Genomic DNA, 20,398 nt, shown 5'->3' with positions numbered 1-20,398 from the left:
ATAGGGAACACTTGCGCATCTTATGGGAAGCCCCTACCGTCGGAGCCCAAGACACATCTCTGTATCTTAGGAGTTCCGTGAGTGCTCCCGAAAGGACGGCGGCCGTCCCCGGCGACCGTGTCGACCCGGCGGTCTGGCGGCTGGCGTTCACCGTCATCGTGGGCGCGCTCGCCGTGGTGTTCGACACCACCATCGTCAGCATCGCGATCAACGACCTGGGCCGTGACCTCGGCGCGTCCCTCGGCACCATCCAGTGGATCAGCACCGGCTACCTGCTGGCGATGTTCGTCACCATCCCGATCGCCGGCTGGGCGCAGTCGGTGCTGGGCGGCAGGCGGCTGTGGACGGCCGCGCTGGGGATCTTCCTGCTCGGCTCGGTGCTGTGCGCGCTGGCCTGGGACGCGCCCAGCCTGATCGTGTTCCGCGTCGTCCAGGGCGTCGGCGGCGGCGTGATGATGCCGCTGATGGTCACCCTGATCATGCAGGCGACCGGCGGCCGCAACATCGGCAGGGTCATGGCCACCGTCACCCTGCCCGCCTCGCTCGGGCCGATCCTCGGCCCGGTGCTCGGCGGGATCATCCTGCACCTCGGCGACTGGCGCTGGCTGTTCCTGGTCAACATCCCGTTCTGCGCCGCCGGCGCCTGGCTGGCGCTGCGGAACCTGCCCGACGACCGCCCCGCCCCCGGCGCCCGCCGCGCCCGCCTGGACGCCGTCGGACTGCTGCTGCTGTCCCCGGGCGTCGCCGCGGTGATCTACGGGCTGTCCCAGGTCGAGGGCGGCGACGGCGCCGCCCGCGTCCAGGTCGTGGTGCCGGTGCTGGCGGGCCTGGTCCTCATCGGCGGGTTCGTCGCGTGGGCGGTGCCGCGCTCGTCCAGGGCGCTGGTGGACGTCGGGCTGTTCCGGCACCGGCCGCTCGCGTCGTCGTCGGCGCTGAGCTTCCTGGCCGGCGCCACCCTCTACGGGGCGATGCTGCTGCTGCCGCTGTACCTGCAGCGGGTCCGCGGCGAGGACGCGCTCGGCGCCGGGCTGCTGCTGATCCCGCAGGGCGTCGGCACGCTGATGTCCCGCACCATCGCCGGCAGGTTCACCGACCGGTACGGGCCGCGCTGGGTCGCCTTCACCGGCTTCGCCGTGGTCACGGCGGCGACCGTGCCGTTCGCGTTCGTCTCCGCCGGCACCTCCATCGTGCCGCTCATGGCGGCGCTGCTGGTCCGCGGATTCGGTATGGGCTCGGTGAACATCCCGCTGGCCAGCGCGGGCTATGCCGGGCTGGGCCGCGCCGACATCCCGCACGCCAGCATCATCTCCCGCGTGGCGATGCAGATCGGCGGGTCCGTGGGCACGGCCGTGCTCGCGGTCATCCTGCAGCACACCGCGTCCGGCGCCCGCACGCCGGACGCGCTCGCCGGCGCCTTCTCCACGGCGTTCTGGTGGTCGGTCGGCTTCACCGCCGTCGCCGTCCCGCTGACCCTGCTCCTCCCCGGACGCACCGGATCCGCCCCTGCCGGGCCCGCCGGGCAGAAGGCCGGCAGGCCCGGCGGGGTGGAGAAGAGCTCGGCCGCCTGAACCGGGCGACTCTGCGGCTCCGCGTCGTGACTAGCGGAAGGTGTGGTGCATCTCGCCGATGCCCTCGACCCAGGTGCGGAGGGTCTCGCCGGGGTGCAGGAAGCGCTGCGGGGTCCTGCCCAGGCCGACGCCGTCGGGGGTGCCGGTGAAGACGACGTCGCCCGGGCGCAGGGTGATGACCTCCGACAGCTTCGCGATCGTCCGCGGGATCGAGAAGATCAGCTTGGACGTGCGGCCGTCCTGCACCGTCTCGCCGTCGATCGCGCAGCCGAGCGCGAGGTCGTCGCGGTCGGGGAGCTCGTCGAGGGTGACGAGCCAGGGGCCGATCGGCGCGAAGCCCGGGTAGGACTTCGCGAAGCCGAACTGCGGGGCCTCGCCGGTGAACTGGAGGATCCGTTCGGAGAGGTCCTGGCCGGCGGAGAGGCCGGCGACGTGGTCCCAGGCCGCGTCGGCGGTGACGCGGTGGGCCGTCCGGCCGATGACGGCGACGACCTCGACCTCCCAGTCGGTGTGGCCGCCGTCGGGCAGGGCGATCTCGCCGTAGGGGCCGGTGATGGACGAGGCGAACTTCGTGAAGACCGGCGGCAGGTCCGTCGGCGGCTCGAAACCGGTCTCGGCGGCGTGGTCGGCGTAGTTCAGGCCGATCGCGACGACCTGGGACGGCGCGGGCGACGGCGAGCCCAGCCGGGCCGCGTCGATCTCGACGTCGGGGACGGGCGCGGCGTTAGCCGCCCAGGTCGTGAAGGCGTCCCACTGGTCGTAGAGGCTCTGCGGGCCGGGGCCGAAGCGGCCGTCCGAGGCGGTCGCGATGTCCGCGCCCTTGCCGTCGGAGACGACGAGCACGGCCCGTCCCGCGTGGTTGGCGATGCGCAATGTGCTTCCTTATATACGGCCGTCGATGAGGCCCGTCAGGAGCCGCTCGAAGGTCTCGGGGTGCTCGATCTGCGTCCAGTGGCCGCACCGCCCGAGGACGTACAGGTTCGCGTTCGGGATCGCCGCGGCGAAGTACCTGCTCGCGTCGACGGGGATGATCCGGTCGTCGCGCCCGTGGACGCACAGCACGTCATGGGTGATGGTCGCGAGTTCCTCGGGGGTGAAGGAGCGGCGGGCGCCGTCCGGGTCGAACGACGCCTCGTGCGAGCGGCGGACGTCCTCGCGGTTCACGTAGGCCATCCGCTCGGCCACGACGCGGTCGATGGTGCCGCGCATGGGGTCGAGGTCGTACACGAACTCGCTGAGCAGGCCCTTGAGGGACGCGGCGCTCGGGCTCGCGTAGAACTCGCGGAGGTGCGTGAGGCCGGGGCTGACCGGCATGTCCGGCGCGCCGCCGCTGCCCATCAGCAGGATCTTGCCGACGAGGTCCGGCCGGGCGAGGGTCATCAGCAGGGCGAGCTGGCCGCCCATCGAGTTGCCGACGAGGTGGACCTTCTCCAGGCCGAGGCCGTCGACCAGCGCCAGCAGCGCCTCGGCCCGCAGTTCGTTGAACGGGCCCATGCCGCGCGGCGCGTCGGCGGGATGGGACGAGTCGCCGAAGCCGATCTGGTCGGGGGCCAGGCACCAGAACCGGGGCCCGAGGTCGGTGATGATCCGCTCCCAGTTCGACAGCCCGGTCGCGCCGGGCCCGGAGCCGTGCAGGAACAGCACGGCCTCCGAGCCCCGCTCGCCGGTCTCGTGCAGCCGGAACGTCAGCTCGCCGCCGCGGACCTTGACGGCGACGTCGGACGAGGTGATCACAGGTGTACCTCCGCGAGCTTCTCGGCGCCGAGGTGACGGCCGCCCCACGCCTTGGCGAGGGGGTCGTCGAAGAGGAAGGCGTGGCTGCCGGCTGCGATGGCGTCCTGGAACCTCGTCTGGAGCGGGTGGTCGACGAAGGCGGAGCGGCCGGAGGAGACCCGCATCAGCGCCTGGACGGTGTCGACCGCCGCGTTCGCGGACCGGGCGACGTCCCAGCGCCAGAACGCGCGCTGCTCCAGCGACGGGATCTCGCCGCGCTCGGCGTGCTCCATCAGCTCGGAGGCCGTCCGCTTGACCTTGAGGACGGCGGCGTCGAGCTGCCAGGCCGCCTCGGCCAGATGGTTCTGCACGACGGGTTCCTCGCGCAGGAGCTGGCCGTAGTTGGTGCGGCGGCCGCGGGTCTCGGTGACCCACTGGTCGTAGAAGCCGAGGCAGGCGCCGAGCGCCCCGGCCGCGATGATCAGGTTGAAGGTGACGGCCCACGGCGTCCGGTACAGCGGCCCGTCGTTGAGCTCCTGGCCGGGCAGCGGGGTGCCGAGGCCGTGCGTGTAGTACACGTGCGACTGGCCGCGGTGCTCGGGGATGAACACCTCGTCCACGATGATGTCGTTGGAGCCGGTGCCGCGCAGGCCCGCGACGTTCCAGGTCTCCACGATCCGGTAGTCGGCCTCGTCGAGGATCACGGACGTGAAGTCGGGGTACTCGGTGCCGTTCACCTCGCGCCGCCCGGCGATGCCGCCGAGGATGACGCCGGAGCAGATCCCGCTGCCGGAGGAGAAGCTCCACCGCCCCGACACCCGGTAGCCGCCGGGGACCTTCTCGATCTTCCCTGTCGGCGTGTAGGACGAGGCGATCCGGCGGGCCGGGTCGTCGCCCCAGACCTCCTTCTGCGTCTCCTCGGGGAACAGGGCGATCTGCCACGGGTGGACGCCGACGACGGACGCGACCCAGCCGGCGGACGCCGACGCGCGGCCGATCTCGATCACCGTCTCGGCGTACTCGGCGAGATGGGCCTCGCCGCCGCCCCAGCGGGCCGGCTGCAGCGCCCGCAGGACGCCCGTCGAGTCGAGCGCCGCGACGGCGTCCGCGGTGAGGTCTCCCCGCTCGGCGCTCGCGGTGTCGGCCGCGGCGAGCGCGGGCGCCGCGGCCCGCGCCTTGTCGATCATGCTCATGGTCACTCCGTTCCGTCCCCGACGAACGTCCGCACGATCGCCTGGAAGCGCGCGGCCTGCTCGATCTGCGTCCAGTGGCCGCACTTGTTGATCACGTAGAGGTCCGCCTGCGGCAGGTGCTCGGCGAGGTAGTAGCCGCACTCGAGCGGCACGATGACGTCCTGGCGGCCGTGCACCACCAGCGCCGGAATGTCGATCTTCGCGAGGTCGTCCGGCCCGAAGGCGAGCATCTCCGGCCCGAACATGGCCCGGTGCCCGGCCTCGATCCAGGGCCGCCGGACGATCGGCATCCGCTCCGCCGCGACCGCCTCGACCGTGTCGCCGAAGGCGCTCCTGTCGTGTACGAACCGGATGAGCAGGTCCGCCATCGCCTCGACGGTCGGGTCGTCGAAGTAGGTGATGAGCTTGATCAGGTCCGGGGTCGGCTCCAGGCCCGGCATGCCGCCCGAGCCCATCAGCACGATCTTGCCGACGAGGTCCGGGCGGAGCTGCGCGATGCGCAGCGCGTACATCCCGCCCATCGAGTTGCCGACCAGGACGACCTTCCGCAGGCCCAGCACGTCCACGAGTTCCAGCAGCGCATCGATGCGGACCTCGGCCTGCGCCGTGAAGCCCTGCGGCTGAGGGTCCGGGTGGCTGGAGTCGCCGAAGCCCAGGATGTCGGGGGCGATGCAGTGGTAGGTGTCGCCGAGCCCCTGGATGACCTCGCGCCAGTTCGACGCCGCCGTGACGCCGGGCCCGGAGCCGTGCAGGAACAGCAGGGCGGGCGCGCCCGGGGCGCCGGTCTGGTTGACGCGCAGGTGGCGGCCGCCGCCGATCGCGACGTCCTCGGTGCGGATTGCGGCGGTCATTCGCCCGCCTCCTCACCGGTCACGGTGCGGAAGATGCCGGGAGGGCCGTCGATGTAGGCCTGGGAGCGGTGGTGGCCCCAGATCGACGGCAGGTCGTGGTTGCCCGCGACCCACGTCAGGTCGTCGACGGTGATCCCGCCGTGCCCGTACTCGATCTGCAGCGACGACGGCGTCTGCACGTAGATCGACGTCATCAGGTCGTTGGTGTGCCGGCCGAGCGACAGCAGGATCTCCCGCTCCGGGTCGGCCGTGAACAGGTCGATCGCGGTGCCGAGGTCGTCGAACGACTCGACCTCCAGCATCAGGTGGTTGATCCCCGTCATGCCGGGGATCTCCGCGACCGCGAGGGAGTGGTGGCGGCCGTTGCAGTGGTAGAAGCGCAGGTTGAAGATGTCGCTCTTCACCCGGTCCGACAGCCGGAAGCCGAGCGTCCCGGCGTAGAACGCGTTGGCCCGCTCCAGGTCCGGCACGATCAGCACGACGTGGCCGAGGCCGAGGTCGCCGGTGACGAAGCGGCCGCGCATGGGGCGTCCGGGGAAGAACGAGTTCGGGTGCGAGTACTGGCCCCAGACCAGCTCGTGCCGGTTGCCGAACGGGTCGGTGAACCAGTGCAGCTCGGTGACCTGCCGCTCCTTGAGCTCCTCGGCGGTCGCGGCGTGCAGCTCGACGCCCTTGCCGCGCAGCTCGGCGGCGTAGGCGCGCAGGTCGGTCTCGTTGCCGCAGTCCCAGCCGACGTAGCGGAGCTCGTCCTGCTCCGCCGGGTGGACGGCGATCCGGTAGCCCTTGTCGTCGACCTTGACGCGGACGGCGCCGTCCGGTCCGTCGCCGGCGATGACCGCGCCGAGCAGCCGCGTGGCGTAGTCGCGCCACTCCTCGGCCTTGGGCGACGCGATCCCGAGATAGGCGAGTTGCGAAATCACAGCATGACCTCCGGGGCGGACGAGTCGAGGAGCGCGGCGCCGTAGTACTGGCCGACGCCGTCGGAGACCAGGAACGCGTGGCCGAGTTCGGCGATGACGTCCTGGTAGAGGCGGTGCAGCGGGTGGTCGACGAACACGGTGCGGCCGGACGCGACCCGCATCAGCTTGTTGATCGCGAAGCCGGTCTCCTGGCAGCCCTTGGTGATGTTCCACCGCAGCCGGGCGCGCTGCCGCTTGTCCAGGAACACGCCGGCCTCGGCGGCCTCGGTGATCGTGTCGATCGCGTCGTACATCTTCATGACGGCCGCGTCGTGTACCCATTCGGCCTCGGCCAGGTGCATCTGCATCAGCGGGTCGTCGGCGTAGGTGCCGCCCCAGTTCGCCTTGCGGACGCGGGTGTCGGCCGTCCAGTCGTCGAGGACGCGGCGGGCGAGCCCGAGCATCGGCGCGACCAGGACCAGGTTGAACATGACCGCCCACGGCACCCTGTAGAGCGTGCTCGGGTTGGTCTCCATGCCGGGGGCGGGACGGTCGGGGTTGTACTCGTAGAGCGGGCTGGACAGGAAGCGGCGCTCGGGGATGAACGCGCCGTCGACGACGATGTCCTTGCTGCCGGTGCCGCGCGAGCCGCGGACGTGCCAGGTGTCCTCGATGGCGTACTGGTCGCGGTACAGCAGCGCGGACCCGTAGTTCGGCACCTCGACGCCGGGCGCGACCTCGACCTTCCCGGCGAACCCGCCGAGGATCACGCCCTGGGCGTGGTCGCAGCCGGACGAGAACGACCAGCGGCCGTGCACGCGGTACCCGCCGTCGACCGGTTCGATCTTCCCGGTCGGGGCGTAGGACGAGGAGGCGTTCCAGTCCGGGTCGGACGTCCAGATCTCGGCCTGCGTCTCCTCGGGGAAGAGCGCGAGCTGCCAGGGGTGCGACCCCATGACCCCGGCGACCCAGCCGGCGGACGGGGCGATGCGGCCGAGCTCGTAGACGCTCGTGAGGTGGTCGCGCAGCGACAGCTCGGCGCCGCCCCAGCGCTTGGGCTGCAGGCCGCGCATCAGCCCGGTCTCGCGCATGTACGTGAAGGCCCGGCCGGTCAGCGCGCGCTGCTCGGCCGAGAGATCCTCCTCGGCGCGGAACTCCGGCTCCAGCCGGCGGATCTCGTCCAGGACGGTCATCGGTGACGTTCCTTCGGTGTGGGGAGGGCGGGAGAGCGTGACCGGCATCTCTGTAACAGTCACTACACGGAACCGTAGAGTGCTCGCTCCAGGGAACGCAAGACCTTCACTCAACCGGGTGGGTTGCGTTGGGGTGGTGACTGGTGTCACGGTTAATGTCTGTAGTAATCACTCCATGGAGGAGGTGCTGTGCCGGATACCCCACCCTGGGAGCCGGGCCTGCTCACATCGCTGACCGGGGTCGGACCCGGCCCGGCCGCCGGCGACAAGCGGGTCGCGCTGCGCACCGCGCTCGCCGCCGCCACGGCGGGCGGGCAGGGCGCGGCGATCGCGCCGCTCGTGCTGCCGGGCGCGACCGACGCCCTCGGCGCCCGGCTCGTCGAGGACGCCGGCTTCGCCGCCGTGTACGCGACCGGCGCCGGGCTCGCCAACGCCGGCTACGGCCTGCCCGACATCGGGCTGATCTCGCAGACCGAGGTCGCCGACCACGCCGGACGGCTCACCGAGGCGACCCGCGTCCCGCTGGTCTGCGACGCGGACACCGGCTACGGCGGCCCGCTCGCGGCGATGCGCACCGTCCGGCTGCTGGAGCGCGCCGGGGTGGCCGGCCTCCAGCTGGAGGACCAGGAGATGCCCAAGCGGTGCGGCCACTTCGACGCGCACGCGCTGATCCCGTCCGGGCACATGCAGACCAAGATCGCGGCGGCGTGCGAAGCGCGCACCGACGACGCGCTCGTGATCATCGCCCGCACGGACGCCCGGTCAGTACACGGGATCGACGAGGCGATCGAGCGCGGCCGCGCCTACGCCGAGGCCGGCGCCGACGTCCTGTTCGTCGAGGCGCCCCGGACGGTCGATGAACTCGCCCTCGTCGGGCGCGAGCTGGCGGGCGTCCCGCTGATCGTCAACGTGGTCGAGGGCGGCAAGACCCCGCAGCTGAGCGTGGCGGAGTACGCCGAGCTGGGGTTCGGGGTCGTGCTGTTCGCCAACTACCTGATGCGCTCGATGCACCTCGCCGGGCAGGAGGCGCTGGCGCACCTGAAGGAGCACGGCGAGACCGCGTCCCGCGCCGGCCGGATGGCGAGCTGGGAGCAGCGGCAGGGCCTGTTCAACCTGCCGCGCTTCAGCGCCGCCGAGAGCGCGCTGGACCGCGAGTTCGGGAGCATCTCGTGAGCTTCGCCGCCGGCCTGCCGGTCGAGACCGACCTTCCCGAGCGGGTCGGCGTCCTCGTCCTCGGCGCGGGCCTCGCCGGCTGCGCCGCGCTGCTCGCCGCCGCCGAGGCGGGCCGGTACGCGCTGCTGCTGGAGAAGACCGGCGAGATCGGCGGCTCCACGGTGAAGTCGGCGGGCCTGTCCGCGTTCGCCGGTACCGACGAGCAGGCCGAGCAGGGCATCGCCGACTCCGTCGACCTGCTCCGCAAGGACCTCCTCGACGTCGGGCAGGGCCGCAACGACCCGGCGCTCGTCGACCTGTACTGCGAGCACCAGCTCGCGACATACCGGTGGTTGAAGGACCATGGCGTCCGGTACGGCGAGATCCACGCCGCGTCCGGCCAGTCGGCGCCGCGCAGCCACCCCGCCGACACCACGCGCATGCTGGAACTGCTGCTCAAGGCGGCCGGTGAACGCGGCGCGCGCGTCATGCTCGACGCGCCCGCGCACCGGCTGCTGCACGACGGCGCCCGCGTGACCGGCGTCCGGCTCGCCGACGGCCGCGAGGTCCTGGCCGACGCGGTCGTCCTCGCCACCGGCGGGTTCTCGATGAACCCGGATCTGCTCGCCACCTTCGCGCCGCAGATGGAGCACGCGCTCCGCCAGGGCGGCGCGGGCAACCAGGGCGACGGCCTCACGATGGCCATGGCGCTCGGCGCCGGCATCCGCGACACCCCCTACATCAAGGGCACCTACGGGCACTTCCACGTCGAGCACCCCGGCGAGGACGGCACCGGCATCCTCGCCGTCTACAAGGGCGCGATCGCGGTCAACCGCGAAGGCCGCCGCTTCGTGGACGAGTCGCGGAACTACAAGGAGATCGGCGACGCCGCGCTCGCCCAGCCCGGCGTGACCACCTGGCAGGTCTTCGACGCCCGGACGATGGCCCTCGCCAACGACGAGGTCCCGATCTACGAGTTCGCGGGACGCGAGCGGGCCGGGATGCTGCTCAAGGCCGGCACGATCGCGGGCCTGGAGGCCGAGATCGGCCTCCCCGAAGGCTCCTTGCGGCGCACCGTCGCCGACTACAACGCCGCGATCGCGTCCGGGCGGGACGACGCGTTCGGGCGCGTCCACCTGTCCGGCGGCGTGGGGGAGCGGACGCCGATCGACCAGCCGCCCTTCTACGCGCACCCGTCCGGCACCGTCGTGCTCGCGACGTACTGCGGGCTCACCGTCGACACCCGGATGCGGGTCCTCGACTGGTGGGGCGAGCCGATCGGGCGCCTCTACGCCGCCGGCGAGATCACCGGCGGGTTCCACGGCGCCGGCTACATGACCGGCACCTCCATCGGCAAGTCCGGCGTCTTCGGCCGGATCGCCGGCCGCAACGCCGCCGGCGAGGAGAGCGAGCTCCAATGGTGACGTCCGCCTTCGATCTGACCGGCCAGGTCGCCCTGGTCGTCGGCGTGGCCCCCGGCGGCCTCGGTGAACGCGCGGCGCACGCGCTGGCCGACGCCGGAGCGGAGATCGCCGTCGCCGACCTGCCGTCGCTCGCCGCCGACCTGCCGTCGCGCGCCGCCGACCTCGCCGCCACGGCAGGCGACCGCGGGGCGAGCGCGCACGAGGTCGACGTCACCGACGAGGCGTCCGTCGCCGCGCTCTTCCAGGACGTGATCACCGCGCACGGGCGGCTCGACATCGTCGTCAACGCCGCGGGCGTCATGCTGCGCAAGCCGTACGACGAGACGACGGTCGAGGAGTTCGAGCGGGTCGTCCGGGTCAACCTCACCGGGACCTGGCTGGTCGGCCGCGAGGCCGGCAAGGCCCTCACCCGGCAGGGGAGCGGCGGCCGGATCGTCAACCTCACCACCGTCTACGCCGAACGCGTCGGACCCGTCCCCGAGTCGGCGTACTACTCGTCCAAGGCCGGGGTCGTGAACGTGACGCGGGCGCTGGCCGCTGAGCTCGGCCCGCACGGCGTCAACGTCAACTGCCTGGCCCCCGGCGTCTTCTACCCCACGCAGATGACGGCCGCGCTCGGCGCCGACCCCGACCGGCTGGCGTGGTTCGGCGAGCGCACGATGCTCGGCCGCCTCGGTGACCCCGCCACCGACTTCGCCGGCCCCCTGCTCCTGCTCGCGAGCCCCGCCGCCTCGTACATGACCGGCCAGGTCGTGTACGTCGACGGCGGCTGGTCCGCCTGGTAACCCGACCTCTCCGAGGAGACCCCTGATGACGACCGCCAAGAAGGCCCTGCTCATGCTCGACTACCAGGTCGCGCTCTGCGAGGAGGGGCCGCACCTGCGGATGCCCCCGCTGGCCGCGCAGATCGCCGAACGCGGCGTCCTCGCCACGGCCGAGCGGGTGCTGACCGCGGCCCGCGCGGCCGGGACGCTCGTCGTGCACGTCCGGCTCGCGTTCGACCCGTCCTACAAGCTCCGCACCAACCGGCTGCCGCGCTTCGACCCCTATGAGGAGCAGCGCGCGATGCTCGCGGACTCGCCGGAGGCGCAGATCGTCAAGGCGCTCGCGCCGGTCGCCGGAGAGCCCGTCATCGACAAGGGCTGCGTCGACCCGTTCGTCGGGACGCCGCTGCGGGACGTCCTCGCCGCCGAGGGCGTCACCGAGGTCGTCCTCGGCGGCGTCGCCACCAACCTGGTCGTGGAGTCCGCCGCCCGGCACGCCTCCGACTCTGGCCTCCAGGTGACCGTGGTCGAGGACATGTGCGCCTCCTTCCGGCCCGACTTCCACGAGTTCTCCGTGACGAACATGCTGCCGCTGTTCGGGTCCGTGACCGGCTCCGACGAGCTCGAGTTCTGAGGGGACGCCACGCCATGACCGAACAGACCCACCGCTACGACGTCGTCGTGGTCGGCGGCGGGGTCGCGGGCCTGTCGGCCGCGGTCTCCGCGGCCGAGAACGGCGCCCGCGTCGCGCTCCTGGAACGCTCCCCGGAGGCCGAGACCGGCGGCAACACCCGCTACACCGAGGCGTTCCTGCGGATGAAGTCGCTCGACGAGGTCGCCGACGGCTTCGAGGACGCCCTTGTCGACGACTTCATGGGCCATCCCGACCCGTCCATCGTCAACGACGCGGCGCTCCCGCCCCGGCGGCAGGGCGCGCTGTACCGCGCCACCCACACCGTCGACCCGGACTACGTCGCCGTGCTGGCCGAGAACGCGCCGCCGACGCTGCGCTGGATGTCCGGCCACGGCGTCCGGTTCGACTTCATGCCGACCCCGTTCCTCACCCGCTCGACGACCCGGATGGCGCCGGTCGGCGGCGGCCTCGCCATCGTCGAGACGATGGGCAAGGCCGCCCGCGGGCTCGGCGTCGAGTTCCACTTCGCGACCACCGCCCGCCGGCTGACCTTCTCCGGCAGCGGCGTCACCGGCGTGTGCGCGCACACCCCGGCCGGCCCCGCCGTGTTCGAGGGCGCGGTCGTCCTCGCCAGCGGCGGCTACCAGGGCAACTTCGAGCTGATGGCCCGCTACCACGGCGACAAGGCGCTGACCTGCCGCCCCGTCGCCAAGGGCGGCAACTACAACAAGGGCGAGGGGCTGGAGATGGCGCTCGCGCTCGGCGCCGCCACCGCCGGGAACTTCGCGCTCTTCCACGCCGAGCCGATCGACCCGCGCAGCGGCGAGCCGGAGGCCGCGATCTTCTGCTTCCCCTACGGGATCCTCGTCAACAAGGACGGGCGGCGGTTCGTGGACGAGGCGCGCGGCACCGTCGACGCCTGGTACGAGCGCACAACCCGCGCAATCCAGGCCCAGGCCGACGGGATCGCCTGGGTGATCCTCGACCAGCGGGGACTCGCGGTGCCGAACCTGATGGCGGGCGTCCGCACCGACGTCCCGCCCGTCACCGCGCCGACCATCGGTGAACTGGCCCGGCAGCTGGGCCTGCCCGTCGCGGCCGTGGGAAAGACCGTCGTGGCGTACAACGCGGCCTGCCCTGCCTCGGACGGCTTCGACCACAGCGCGCCCGACGGCCTCGCCACCATCGGGCTGGACGTCCCCAAGTCGAACTGGAGCCGGCCCATCGAGCAGGGGCCGTTCGCCGCGTACCCGATCATGGCGGCGAACGTCTTCAGCTTCGGCGGCCTCAAGACCACCTCCGCCGCCGAGGTCGTCGACCGCGACGGCCGGCCCATGACCGGCCTGTACGCGGCGGGGGAGCTGACTGGGCTGTACTACTCCAACTACACCGGCTCCACGTCGGTGCTGCGCGGCGCCACGTTCGGCCGGATCGCCGGCGCGAACGCCGCCGCGCACGCCGCCGCCCGGGCCGCGGCGGGGGTGTGAGCGTGCGGATCTGGCACCAGTCCTTCACCGTCCTCGACGACGTCCCGCACTACCGCGACGCGCTCGCCCGCCACCTGCGATCGCAGGCCGCGCCCGGAACCGAGATCGACTTCCACGGGATGAAGCCCGGCACCTACCCGTCCGACTATCCCGGGACCCACATCGGCTACGCCTACCTCGCCGGGTTGCACAAGGAGCAGTTCGTGCATGCGGCGCTGCGCGCGCAAGACGAGGGTTACGACGCCTTCCTCATCGCCACCATCCCCGACACCGCGTACGAGGAGGTCCGCACGATCGTGGACATCCCCGTCATCGCGTTCGGCCAGACCTCCGTACTGATGGCCGGGACGCTCGGCGACCAGGTGGGGATCGTCAACTTCATCGCCGCCCTCGAACCCCAGCTCCGCCGCAACATGCGCAACTACCGCTTCGACCAGCTCGTCGGGCCCATCGTGCAGGTCGAGACCGAGTTCACCGACGTGATGGCGGCGTACGCCGACCCAGGGCCGCTGCTCGACGCGTTCACGCGTGCCGCGCGCAAGGCGATCGCGGACGGCGCGAACGTCATCGTCCCCGGCGAGGGGCCGCTCAACGTGTTCCTCGCCGACCAGGGGGTGTCCCGTGTTGACGACGTGCCGGTGCTCGACTCGCTCGGCACCTGCGTCCGCGTCGCCGAACTGCGCGCCGCGCAGTACCGGGCCACTGGCCTCGCCCCGGCACGGACCGGCTTCTACGGTGCGCGCCCGCCGCGCCCCCTGATCGACGCCGCGCGCGACTTCTACGGCACGAACAGGACCCTGTCATGACCTGGGACACCGAGGTCGACGTCGCCGTCATCGGCGGCGGGGCGTGCGGCGTGATGACCGCCCTCCGCGCCGCCCGCGACCCCGGCCGCGTCGTCGCCGTCTTCGAGAAGTCCACCCGCGAGGGATGCAACGCGGCGATCTCGTCCGGCTCCCTCGCCGCCGGCGGGACCCGCTTCCAGGCCGCCGCGGGCATCGACGACTCGCCGCAGCGGCACGCCGGCGACATCCTCCGCGCGAGCGGCGACGAGGAATGGCGTCCCGTGGTCGAGGCGCTCTGCGAGGCCGCTCCGCGGATCGTGGAATGGATCGCGGACACCGGATACCCGATCGAGATCGGCACCGACATGCCCCGCGCCGGGATGACCGCCCTGCGCCTGCACACCGACACCGGACGCCTCGGCGGCGCCCGGCTCATGCGCCACCTGCGGGCCCTGCTCGACGCCCACGACAACGCCGCCTTCGTCGACGAGGCCCCCGCCGTCGACCTCGTGTCGGACGGCGGCGCGGTCACCGGAGTCGTCGTCGCGCAGAACGGCGCGCTGCAGCGCGTCCGGGCCGGCGCGGTCGTCCTCGCCACCGACGGCTTCGCGGCCGACCAGGCCCTGGTCAAGCGGTACCTGCCGCACCTCGGGACCCCCTTCTACGGCGGTGTCTCCACGTCGACCGGCGACGCGCTCGCCTGGGCAGGGCGCCTCGGCGCCCAGGTGCGCAACATGGGCGCCGGCCTGCGCTCCGGACTCGTCGTCGTGGACCACGGCACCCGCGTGTCCCCGGCCCTTCCGTTCAACGGCGCCGTCCTGGTGAACCTGCACGGCGAGCGTTTCGTGGACGAGGAGTCGAAGGGCTACTCGTCCATGGCGGGCGTCCTGCAACGGCAGCCCGGCGAGCGCGCCGCGATGATCTGGGACGCCACCGCGATGGCCGCCACCCGCGAGTCGGAGATGATGCGCGAGAGCCTCGCCGCCGGAGCCGTCCGCGACTGCGCCACCCTCGACGACCTCGCCGCCGCCCTGGGCCGGACGGCCGATGAGACCGGACGCGCGCTGGCCCCCCTGCCCGGCCGCCGCCGGCTCACCGCCCCCTACCATCTCGCCTGGGTCACCCACGGCCTGCTCACCACCCAGGGCGGCCTGGTCATCGACCCGTCCGGCCGCGTCCTGGACGGGACCGGCGAGCCCGTCCCGGGCCTCTACGCGGGCGGCGGCGCCGCGTGCGGCCTGGCCGGCCCCCATTCCGACGGCTACCTGTCCGGCAACGGCCTGCTCTCCGCCTTCGGCATGGGCTGGATCATCGGCAACGGCCTCACCGAGAGGCCTGCAGACCCTGGAGGCCCTCGTAGGCGGCCATGACGATCTCCATGCCCCGTTGGTCGTCCCCGGGCTCGCGCATCTGAGCGGTCACGTACGCCACCGCCATGCGGTCACCGGGCTCGATCATGACGATCGAGCCGCCCCAGCCGCCCCACCCGAGGGCACCGCCGAACAGCCCGTAGCCCAGGCCGTATCGGACCGGCATGCCCAAGAGGCGGTCCACGCCTTGGAACTGTTCCTCTTTCGCACGGTCGCAGCCGGCCTGCGACAGCAGGCGGCGTCCGCGCAGCGCCCCTCCGCAGGCCATGACCGACTGCACGAGCGCGACCGAGCGGGCATTGCCGAACCCGCTCGCCGCGGGGATCTGCGCCCGGCGCCAGGCGACGCCGTTGCCGTCACGCACCCGGATGGTCGTGGCGCCGGGCGGCGCGGCGGCACCGGGCGCGCCGGCCGCATAGTCCTCGTCCCGGCCCGGCGGCGGGACGCTCGACGCCACCCGATGATCGTGCTCGGCGGGCAGCCCGATATGGAAGTCGGCGCCCAGCGGCCCGGCGACCTCGCGGGCGAAGAATTCGCCCACGCTCCGGCCGCTGATCCGCCTGATCACCTCGCCCACGAGGAATCCCTGGGTGAGCGAGTGGTACCCGGCCGCGCTCCCCGGTTCCCACTGCGGCGCCAGCGCGGCCAGACGCGCGGTCGCGGACGGCCAGTCATAAAGGTCCTCGATCGGCCCGTCCCAGTCGGGAAGGCCCGCGGTGTGCGCGAGCAGATGCCTGACCAGCACCTTCTCCTTGCCCGCCGCGCCGAACTCCGGCCAATACCGGCCGACCGGTGCGTCCGGGTCGAGCTCGCCGCGGTCGGCGAGGACCAGCGCGCACAGCGCCGTCATCGTCTTCGTGACCGACCAGACGTTGGTGATCGTGTCCCGCTGCCACGGGACCGTGCGCTCCGCGTCGGCGAATCCGCCCCAGACGTCCACCACGGGCTCCCCGTCCACGAAGACGGCGGCCGACCCGCCCGTATCCCCGCAGTCCAGCAATTCGGCGAGCGCACCGGGCACCGCGCTGAACAGTTCGTCGTAGGAGCCCTGGATATCGGCCATGCGTAGTATTCAGCGCCCTCGCCTTCGCCAAGGGCAACCGAATTACGCGCTCCTCCACCGGATCCCGCGCCCACGGCCGGCCTGAACGGCCAGCCCACACCGGTCGGCAGGTTCCGGGTGTGTCCCTGGTGAACGGGCCGATTTCGGGGCAACGACCCTAGTGGGCACCACTAGAGCCGATCGGCATCACGAGGACCAAGGAGCACATGATGAGCGGCTGGACCACGCGGGAGCTGGAGACGATCGCGAACGCCGACGAACTGCAGATCGCGCCGCAGCGCGACGACCGCGAGCTGCGCGACCCCACGACGATCTGGGTGGTCGGCGACGGCGAGGAACTCTACGTCCGCTCCTACCGCGGCGGTGAAGGCGCCTGGTATCGCGCCGCCCGTGCCACCGGACGCGGCCACATCAGCTCCGGCGGCGTCGCCAAGGACGTCACCTTCACCGATGCGGCGGGCGACCCCGATCTCAACGCCCGCCTCGACTCCGCCTACCGCACCAAATACGGCCGTTACGCCCGCCAGTACGTCGACCCCATGGTCAACGACACCGCCCGCGCCACCACGCTGAAACTCACCCCGCGCTGACCCGCGCGGCGGCCCCCGCGGGTGTCATCCGCGTGCGGATGCGGCGAGGGCGCGGGCTCCCCTGACGGCGAGGGCGACGCTGGTCAGGGTGGGGTTGCAGGCGTTGGCGGTGGGGATCAGGCCGTTGCCGGCGAGCACCAGGCCTTCGATGCCCCAGGGACGGGAGTACGAGTCGCAGACGCTGGTGCCGTCGTCGGCGGGGCCGATCCGGTAGGTCCCCATGTAATGCAGTGAGCTGCCGGCCGGCATGACGCGAGGCATTCCCGGCAGGAAGTTGCCGAATAGCGCGGCGACCCGTACCGCGACGGACCGTGCCCGTTCCAGTTCGGCCTTCTCCCGTTCCGTGAGTTCGTAGGCGATGCGTATGGCGGGAAGGCCGGATGCTCGCCGAGACCAGGCAGAGCCCCGCCCTCGCCGCCATCCTCGCCACGTCCCAGGAGGTGCGGCCGATCGACGTCACCCAGGCGGCGGCTCAAGGCGACCAGGCAGCCCGGGCGCTGCTGCAACGCACGTCGGTCCTGCTCGGCGGCACGCTCGCCACCCTGGTCAGCTTCTACAACCCCGCGGAACTGGTGCTCGGCGGCGGCATCGTCCGGGCCAAGGAGCACGTGCTCGACACCATCCGGGAGGCCATCCGCCGACGGGCGCTGCCGCTGGCGACCCAGAACCTGCGGATCGACGTGGCGGCCCTGCCCGAGGAGCTCTCCGGCGTGACCGGCGCCGTGCACCTCGCGCTGGACGAGGTCTTCTCCGCCGCCAGCCTGGAGACCTGGCTGGCGGCGGGCTCGCCCCGGATGCCCGCCGCCCAGTGACCCGCGAGGTCGCCTGCGTCCAAGGCGCGAAGGCTCAGCGGGCGGCCTTCAACTCGTCGGCGGCCTCCATCAGCAGCTCGCGCAGCCAGGCGTGCGCGACGTCGCTGCGGTACATCGGATGCCACCAGAACGCCTCGGCGAGCGGCACCGCGTCGAAGGGGCACTCCAGGACGCGCACTCCGCCGGCGTCCGCGATCCTGCGGGCCAGCTGCTCCTGCAGGAGGGCGATCCGGTCGCTGCCGGCGATCAGGAACGGCATCTGCAGGAAACCGTCCACGACGATGTCGACCCGCGGCTCGATGCCGATCATGCGCAGCTGCTGCGCCGCGGGAGCGAAGGCCGTGGGCCGGTGGTACAGCATCACCCAGGGCATCTCCCTCAGCTGCGCCAGGGTGAGCCGCTCCCCGACCGCCGGATTGTCCCGTGCCACCACGCAGACCCAGCGGTCCTCGTAGAGATCCGTGTACGGCATGTCCGCGAGGAACCCGTGCGGCAGGATGACGCCGTCGACGGTGCGCAGGGTCTCCGTCGCGTGATCGACCACGTGCGGGCCGGTCTGCTGCATCCGCAGCCGCACGCCCGGCGCCCGCTCGGCCACCAGCCGCGCGACGATCGGGCCGAGCACCGCCACCGCGTAGTCGGAGGTGATGATCGTGAACTCGCGCTCGACCGTCGCCGGATCGAACTCGGCCCGCACGTCGAAGACGCGGCGTATGCCCTCCACGGCCGGGGGCGTGCGCGCCGCCACCTGCACGGCCAGCGGCGTCAGCTCGTAGCGGCTGCCCGCCCGGTGCAGCAGCTCGTCGCCGAAGTGCCGGCGCAGCCGCGCCAGCGCGGCGCTGACCGTCGGCTGGCTGCAGCCGAGCTGCTCCGCCGCCCGCGTGACGTTGCGCTCGCGCAGCAGCACGTCCAGCGTGACGAGCAGGTTCAGGTCGAGGTTGACCAGCAGGCGATCGACGGACATGCGCCAACTATAGGCACCGGTGATGAAGGCCGACGATAGATCGACCAGCGCAATGATCGGCGGCTACTCGCCGGGCGCCTGCTCGCCGGCCGCCGCGTACACCAGTTCGAGGACCCCGGACGGGAAGGCCGTGCTCTTCACCAGGCGCAGGTTCAAGGGCCGGTCCAGCTCGGGGAACAGCGGCGCGCCCTTCCCGGCGGCGGCGGGCAGCACCCACAACCGGTACTCGTCGACCACGCCGAGCCTGATCAGGGAGTGCAGGAACGCGGTGCCGCCGGCGGCGACGAGGTCCTTGCCGGGCTCGGCCTTGAGCCTGGCGATCTCCTCCGCCGTGTCGCCGCCGGCGATCCGCGTCCCGGGCCATTCGTCGGCCGAGGTCAGAGTGCGGGAGAACACGACCTTGGGGATCTCGTTCATGGCCTGCGCGGACGGATGGTCGGAGCCGGGCCAGAAGGCGGCCATGCTCGCGTAGGTGTTGCGGCCCATGAGGAAGGCCCCGGCCTCCCACAGCCGGCCGACGAAGTACTCCTCCTGCTCGGGGTCGTCGATGCTCATCATGACGTCCCGAATTCCGTTGTCCCCGTCGGCGCTCTTGCCGTCGAGCGAGACGTAAAAGCCCAGGATCAGTTTCCGCATCGGTGCGTCCATTCGCTTCTTCCTCTCGGGGGCGCTCGCCCGGGCTCATCGCCGGTCGGCGCGTGCTCAGCGGCCGATCACTCGCACACTCAGACCGGCCGTCCCCCCCAAACTCATCGCGCCATCGGCACCTCTCCGGAAACGCACGCCGCTGTTCACCGGCGAGATCGTGGACGCCGCGCGCGCCGGGCGGATCGGCCTGGTCAGCCGGTCGTGGGCGATGACGGCGTGCTGGCGTCGGCGGTGGAGCTCGCGGGACGGATCGCCGCGAACCCGCCGCTGGCCGTCGCCGCGCTCAAGAAGCGCGCCGCCCGCTACGTCGGGCGCTGACCCCGCCGCGCCGCCGGCGGTGGGGTGGCGAGGTCGCGGAGGAGGTCGCGGGTGCGCTTGCGGGACGCGGCGGGGTCGGGGCCGGCGGGGACGATGTTGGCCCAGACGTCGGTGGCGCCGGCGTCGAGGAGGGACCGGAGCTGGTTGCGGACGGAGGTCTCGGTGCCGACGATGGCGGCGTCGGCGGGGGTGGCGGCCCCACCGAGGGCGAGGATGCGCTGGTAGTTGGGTGCGTCGGCGTAGGCGGCGGATGTCGCGGCGACCGCGTTGCGGGCTTCGGTGACGTCGTCGTGGACGGCGACGGGGAGTCCGGCGACGATGCGGGGCGCGGGCCGTCCCGCCTCGGCGGCGGCCGCGTGGATGTGCGGCGCGATGTGGCCGTCGATCGCCTTGACCGGCGCCATCCACAGGATGGTGCCGTCGGCGTGCCGCCCGGCGGCGCGCAGCAGCCGGGGCGACAGGGCCGACAGCAGGACGGGCACGGGGTGGGGGAGAGGGGCCATGCGGTCGGTGCTGCGGGTCGTCCAGTCCTCGCCGTGGAAGTCGACGTCCTCGCCGCGCAGGAGCCGGGCGAGGATCCGGGTGTACTCCTCGGCGTTGCGGCCCGGGTGGTCGTAGCTCATGCCGTAGGCGTCGCGGACGATCGATGCGTGGGAGGGGCCGATGCCGAGGGTGAGGCCGGGGCGGCCCATGGTGGCGGCGGCGGACGCGGCGCGGTTGGCCTGGAGCAGCGGGTGGCAGGGGTAGGTCTGCAGGACGGCGGTGCCGAGCTCGATCGCCGAGGTCTCGCGTCCGGCGAGGGCCATCGGGGTGAGCGGGTCGCCGCAAACGTTGCTGGCGTACCAGAGCGAGGTGAAGCCGTCGTCCTCGGCCCGCCGGGCCTGGTGGACGATCTTGTCGGGGGTCGACGCGCCGCCGGTCAGGCCGATGCGCACGGGGTTCCTCCGGTGCCGGTGCGCCCCGTGCGGAA

At 72.6% G+C, this 20,398-nt stretch carries 21 protein-coding genes; 10 read left to right on the top strand and 11 right to left on the bottom strand.

Annotated features, from left to right (window positions below; translation table 11 throughout):
* Window positions 1–77 precede the first annotated feature (77 nt).
* Window positions 78–1,568, top strand: coding sequence for an MDR family MFS transporter (locus F9B16_RS07470; RefSeq protein ID WP_151539235.1), 1,491 nt, complete (start codon window positions 78–80; stop codon window positions 1,566–1,568).
* Between the two features lie 30 nt (window positions 1,569–1,598).
* On the opposite strand, the gene F9B16_RS07465 is transcribed toward F9B16_RS07470, so the two are convergent.
* The 6 genes from F9B16_RS07465 to F9B16_RS07440 are packed head-to-tail and all read right to left on the bottom strand — an operon-like array spanning window position 1,599 to window position 7,417.
* Window positions 1,599–2,441 carry a fumarylacetoacetate hydrolase family protein gene (locus F9B16_RS07465; protein ID WP_151539234.1) on the bottom strand — a complete coding sequence of 281 codons (843 nt, stop codon included), beginning with the start codon at window positions 2,439–2,441 and terminating at the stop codon, window positions 1,599–1,601.
* Between the two features lie 9 nt (window positions 2,442–2,450).
* Window positions 2,451–3,302, bottom strand: a complete 852-nt coding sequence (locus F9B16_RS07460) for an alpha/beta fold hydrolase (RefSeq protein ID WP_192808653.1) — start codon at window positions 3,300–3,302, stop codon at window positions 2,451–2,453.
* Entirely contained in the window at window positions 3,299–4,474 is a 1,176-nt protein-coding gene (locus F9B16_RS07455) for an acyl-CoA dehydrogenase family protein (RefSeq protein ID WP_151539233.1), read from the bottom strand. Before F9B16_RS07455 ends, F9B16_RS07460 begins: the two co-directional genes overlap by 4 nt.
* Before the next feature lie 2 nt (window positions 4,475–4,476).
* Window positions 4,477–5,325 (bottom strand): alpha/beta fold hydrolase, encoded by an 849-nt coding sequence (locus tag F9B16_RS07450; protein ID WP_151539232.1) that lies wholly within the window; start codon window positions 5,323–5,325, stop codon window positions 4,477–4,479.
* Complete coding sequence (locus tag F9B16_RS07445; protein ID WP_151539231.1) at window positions 5,322–6,245, bottom strand: VOC family protein; 924 nt, start codon at window positions 6,243–6,245, stop codon at window positions 5,322–5,324. The genes F9B16_RS07450 and F9B16_RS07445 overlap by 4 nt, the downstream gene beginning before the upstream one ends.
* Entirely contained in the window at window positions 6,242–7,417 is a 1,176-nt protein-coding gene (locus tag F9B16_RS07440) for an acyl-CoA dehydrogenase family protein (RefSeq protein ID WP_151539230.1), read from the bottom strand. Before F9B16_RS07440 ends, F9B16_RS07445 begins: the two co-directional genes overlap by 4 nt.
* Window positions 7,418–7,606: 189 nt before the next feature.
* Here F9B16_RS07440 and F9B16_RS07435 point away from each other — a divergent pair, with 189 nt between their 5' ends.
* The 7 genes from F9B16_RS07435 to F9B16_RS07405 are packed head-to-tail and all read left to right on the top strand — an operon-like array spanning window position 7,607 to window position 15,033.
* Window positions 7,607–8,590, top strand: coding sequence for an isocitrate lyase/PEP mutase family protein (locus tag F9B16_RS07435; protein WP_151539229.1), 984 nt, complete (start codon window positions 7,607–7,609; stop codon window positions 8,588–8,590).
* Window positions 8,587–9,993 carry an FAD-dependent oxidoreductase gene (locus tag F9B16_RS07430; RefSeq protein ID WP_151539228.1) on the top strand — a complete coding sequence of 469 codons (1,407 nt, stop codon included), beginning with the start codon at window positions 8,587–8,589 and terminating at the stop codon, window positions 9,991–9,993. Before F9B16_RS07435 ends, F9B16_RS07430 begins: the two co-directional genes overlap by 4 nt.
* The gene (locus tag F9B16_RS07425; RefSeq protein WP_151539227.1) at window positions 9,987–10,778 is read left to right on the top strand and encodes an SDR family NAD(P)-dependent oxidoreductase; all 792 of its coding nucleotides are present in this window, start codon (window positions 9,987–9,989) and stop codon (window positions 10,776–10,778) included. The genes F9B16_RS07430 and F9B16_RS07425 overlap by 7 nt, the downstream gene beginning before the upstream one ends.
* 25 nt (window positions 10,779–10,803) lie before the next feature.
* Entirely contained in the window at window positions 10,804–11,391 is a 588-nt protein-coding gene (locus tag F9B16_RS07420) for a cysteine hydrolase family protein (protein ID WP_151539226.1), read from the top strand.
* A 14-nt stretch (window positions 11,392–11,405) separates the two neighbouring features.
* The gene (locus F9B16_RS07415; RefSeq protein ID WP_151539225.1) at window positions 11,406–12,878 is read left to right on the top strand and encodes an FAD-dependent oxidoreductase; all 1,473 of its coding nucleotides are present in this window, start codon (window positions 11,406–11,408) and stop codon (window positions 12,876–12,878) included.
* 2 nt (window positions 12,879–12,880) lie between these two features.
* Window positions 12,881–13,684 carry an aspartate/glutamate racemase family protein gene (locus F9B16_RS07410; RefSeq protein ID WP_151539224.1) on the top strand — a complete coding sequence of 268 codons (804 nt, stop codon included), beginning with the start codon at window positions 12,881–12,883 and terminating at the stop codon, window positions 13,682–13,684.
* On the top strand, window positions 13,681–15,033 hold the full coding sequence (locus F9B16_RS07405; RefSeq protein ID WP_151539223.1) for an FAD-dependent oxidoreductase: 1,353 nt from the start codon (window positions 13,681–13,683) through the stop codon (window positions 15,031–15,033). The genes F9B16_RS07410 and F9B16_RS07405 overlap by 4 nt, the downstream gene beginning before the upstream one ends.
* On the opposite strand, the gene F9B16_RS07400 is transcribed toward F9B16_RS07405, so the two are convergent.
* Window positions 14,987–16,096: a serine hydrolase domain-containing protein gene (locus tag F9B16_RS07400; protein ID WP_151539222.1), complete on the bottom strand. Its 1,110-nt coding sequence runs from the start codon at window positions 16,094–16,096 to the stop codon at window positions 14,987–14,989. The genes F9B16_RS07405 and F9B16_RS07400 overlap by 47 nt on opposite strands.
* A 209-nt stretch (window positions 16,097–16,305) precedes the next feature.
* On the opposite strand from F9B16_RS07400, the gene F9B16_RS07395 reads away from it, so the two are divergent.
* Window positions 16,306–16,686: a DUF2255 family protein gene (locus tag F9B16_RS07395; protein ID WP_151539221.1), complete on the top strand. Its 381-nt coding sequence runs from the start codon at window positions 16,306–16,308 to the stop codon at window positions 16,684–16,686.
* A 24-nt stretch (window positions 16,687–16,710) separates the two neighbouring features.
* On the opposite strand, the gene F9B16_RS07390 is transcribed toward F9B16_RS07395, so the two are convergent.
* Window positions 16,711–17,046 (bottom strand): GMC oxidoreductase, encoded by a 336-nt coding sequence (locus F9B16_RS07390; RefSeq protein ID WP_264159688.1) that lies wholly within the window; start codon window positions 17,044–17,046, stop codon window positions 16,711–16,713.
* A gap of 20 nt (window positions 17,047–17,066) precedes the next feature.
* Here F9B16_RS07390 and F9B16_RS07385 point away from each other — a divergent pair, with 20 nt between their 5' ends.
* Entirely contained in the window at window positions 17,067–17,498 is a 432-nt protein-coding gene (locus F9B16_RS07385; protein WP_151539219.1) for an ROK family protein, read from the top strand.
* 34 nt (window positions 17,499–17,532) lie between these two features.
* Here the strand turns inward: F9B16_RS07385 and F9B16_RS07380 are convergent, their stop codons facing one another.
* From F9B16_RS07380 to F9B16_RS07370, 3 genes are all read right to left on the bottom strand, one after another.
* A complete protein-coding gene (locus tag F9B16_RS07380) occupies window positions 17,533–18,462 on the bottom strand; it encodes a LysR family transcriptional regulator (protein ID WP_151539218.1) in 930 nt (309 codons plus the stop codon).
* A gap of 63 nt (window positions 18,463–18,525) precedes the next feature.
* The gene (locus F9B16_RS07375; RefSeq protein ID WP_151539217.1) at window positions 18,526–19,098 is read right to left on the bottom strand and encodes a dihydrofolate reductase family protein; all 573 of its coding nucleotides are present in this window, start codon (window positions 19,096–19,098) and stop codon (window positions 18,526–18,528) included.
* Window positions 19,099–19,412: 314 nt separating this feature from the next.
* Window positions 19,413–20,363: a TIGR03564 family F420-dependent LLM class oxidoreductase gene (locus F9B16_RS07370; protein ID WP_151539216.1), complete on the bottom strand. Its 951-nt coding sequence runs from the start codon at window positions 20,361–20,363 to the stop codon at window positions 19,413–19,415.
* Between the last annotated feature and the right edge of the window lie 35 nt (window positions 20,364–20,398).

The organism is Actinomadura montaniterrae, assembly GCF_008923365.1.
GTDB lineage: Bacteria > Actinomycetota > Actinomycetes > Streptosporangiales > Streptosporangiaceae > Spirillospora > Spirillospora montaniterrae.
This window is presented reverse-complemented; position numbering and strand designations above follow the sequence as displayed.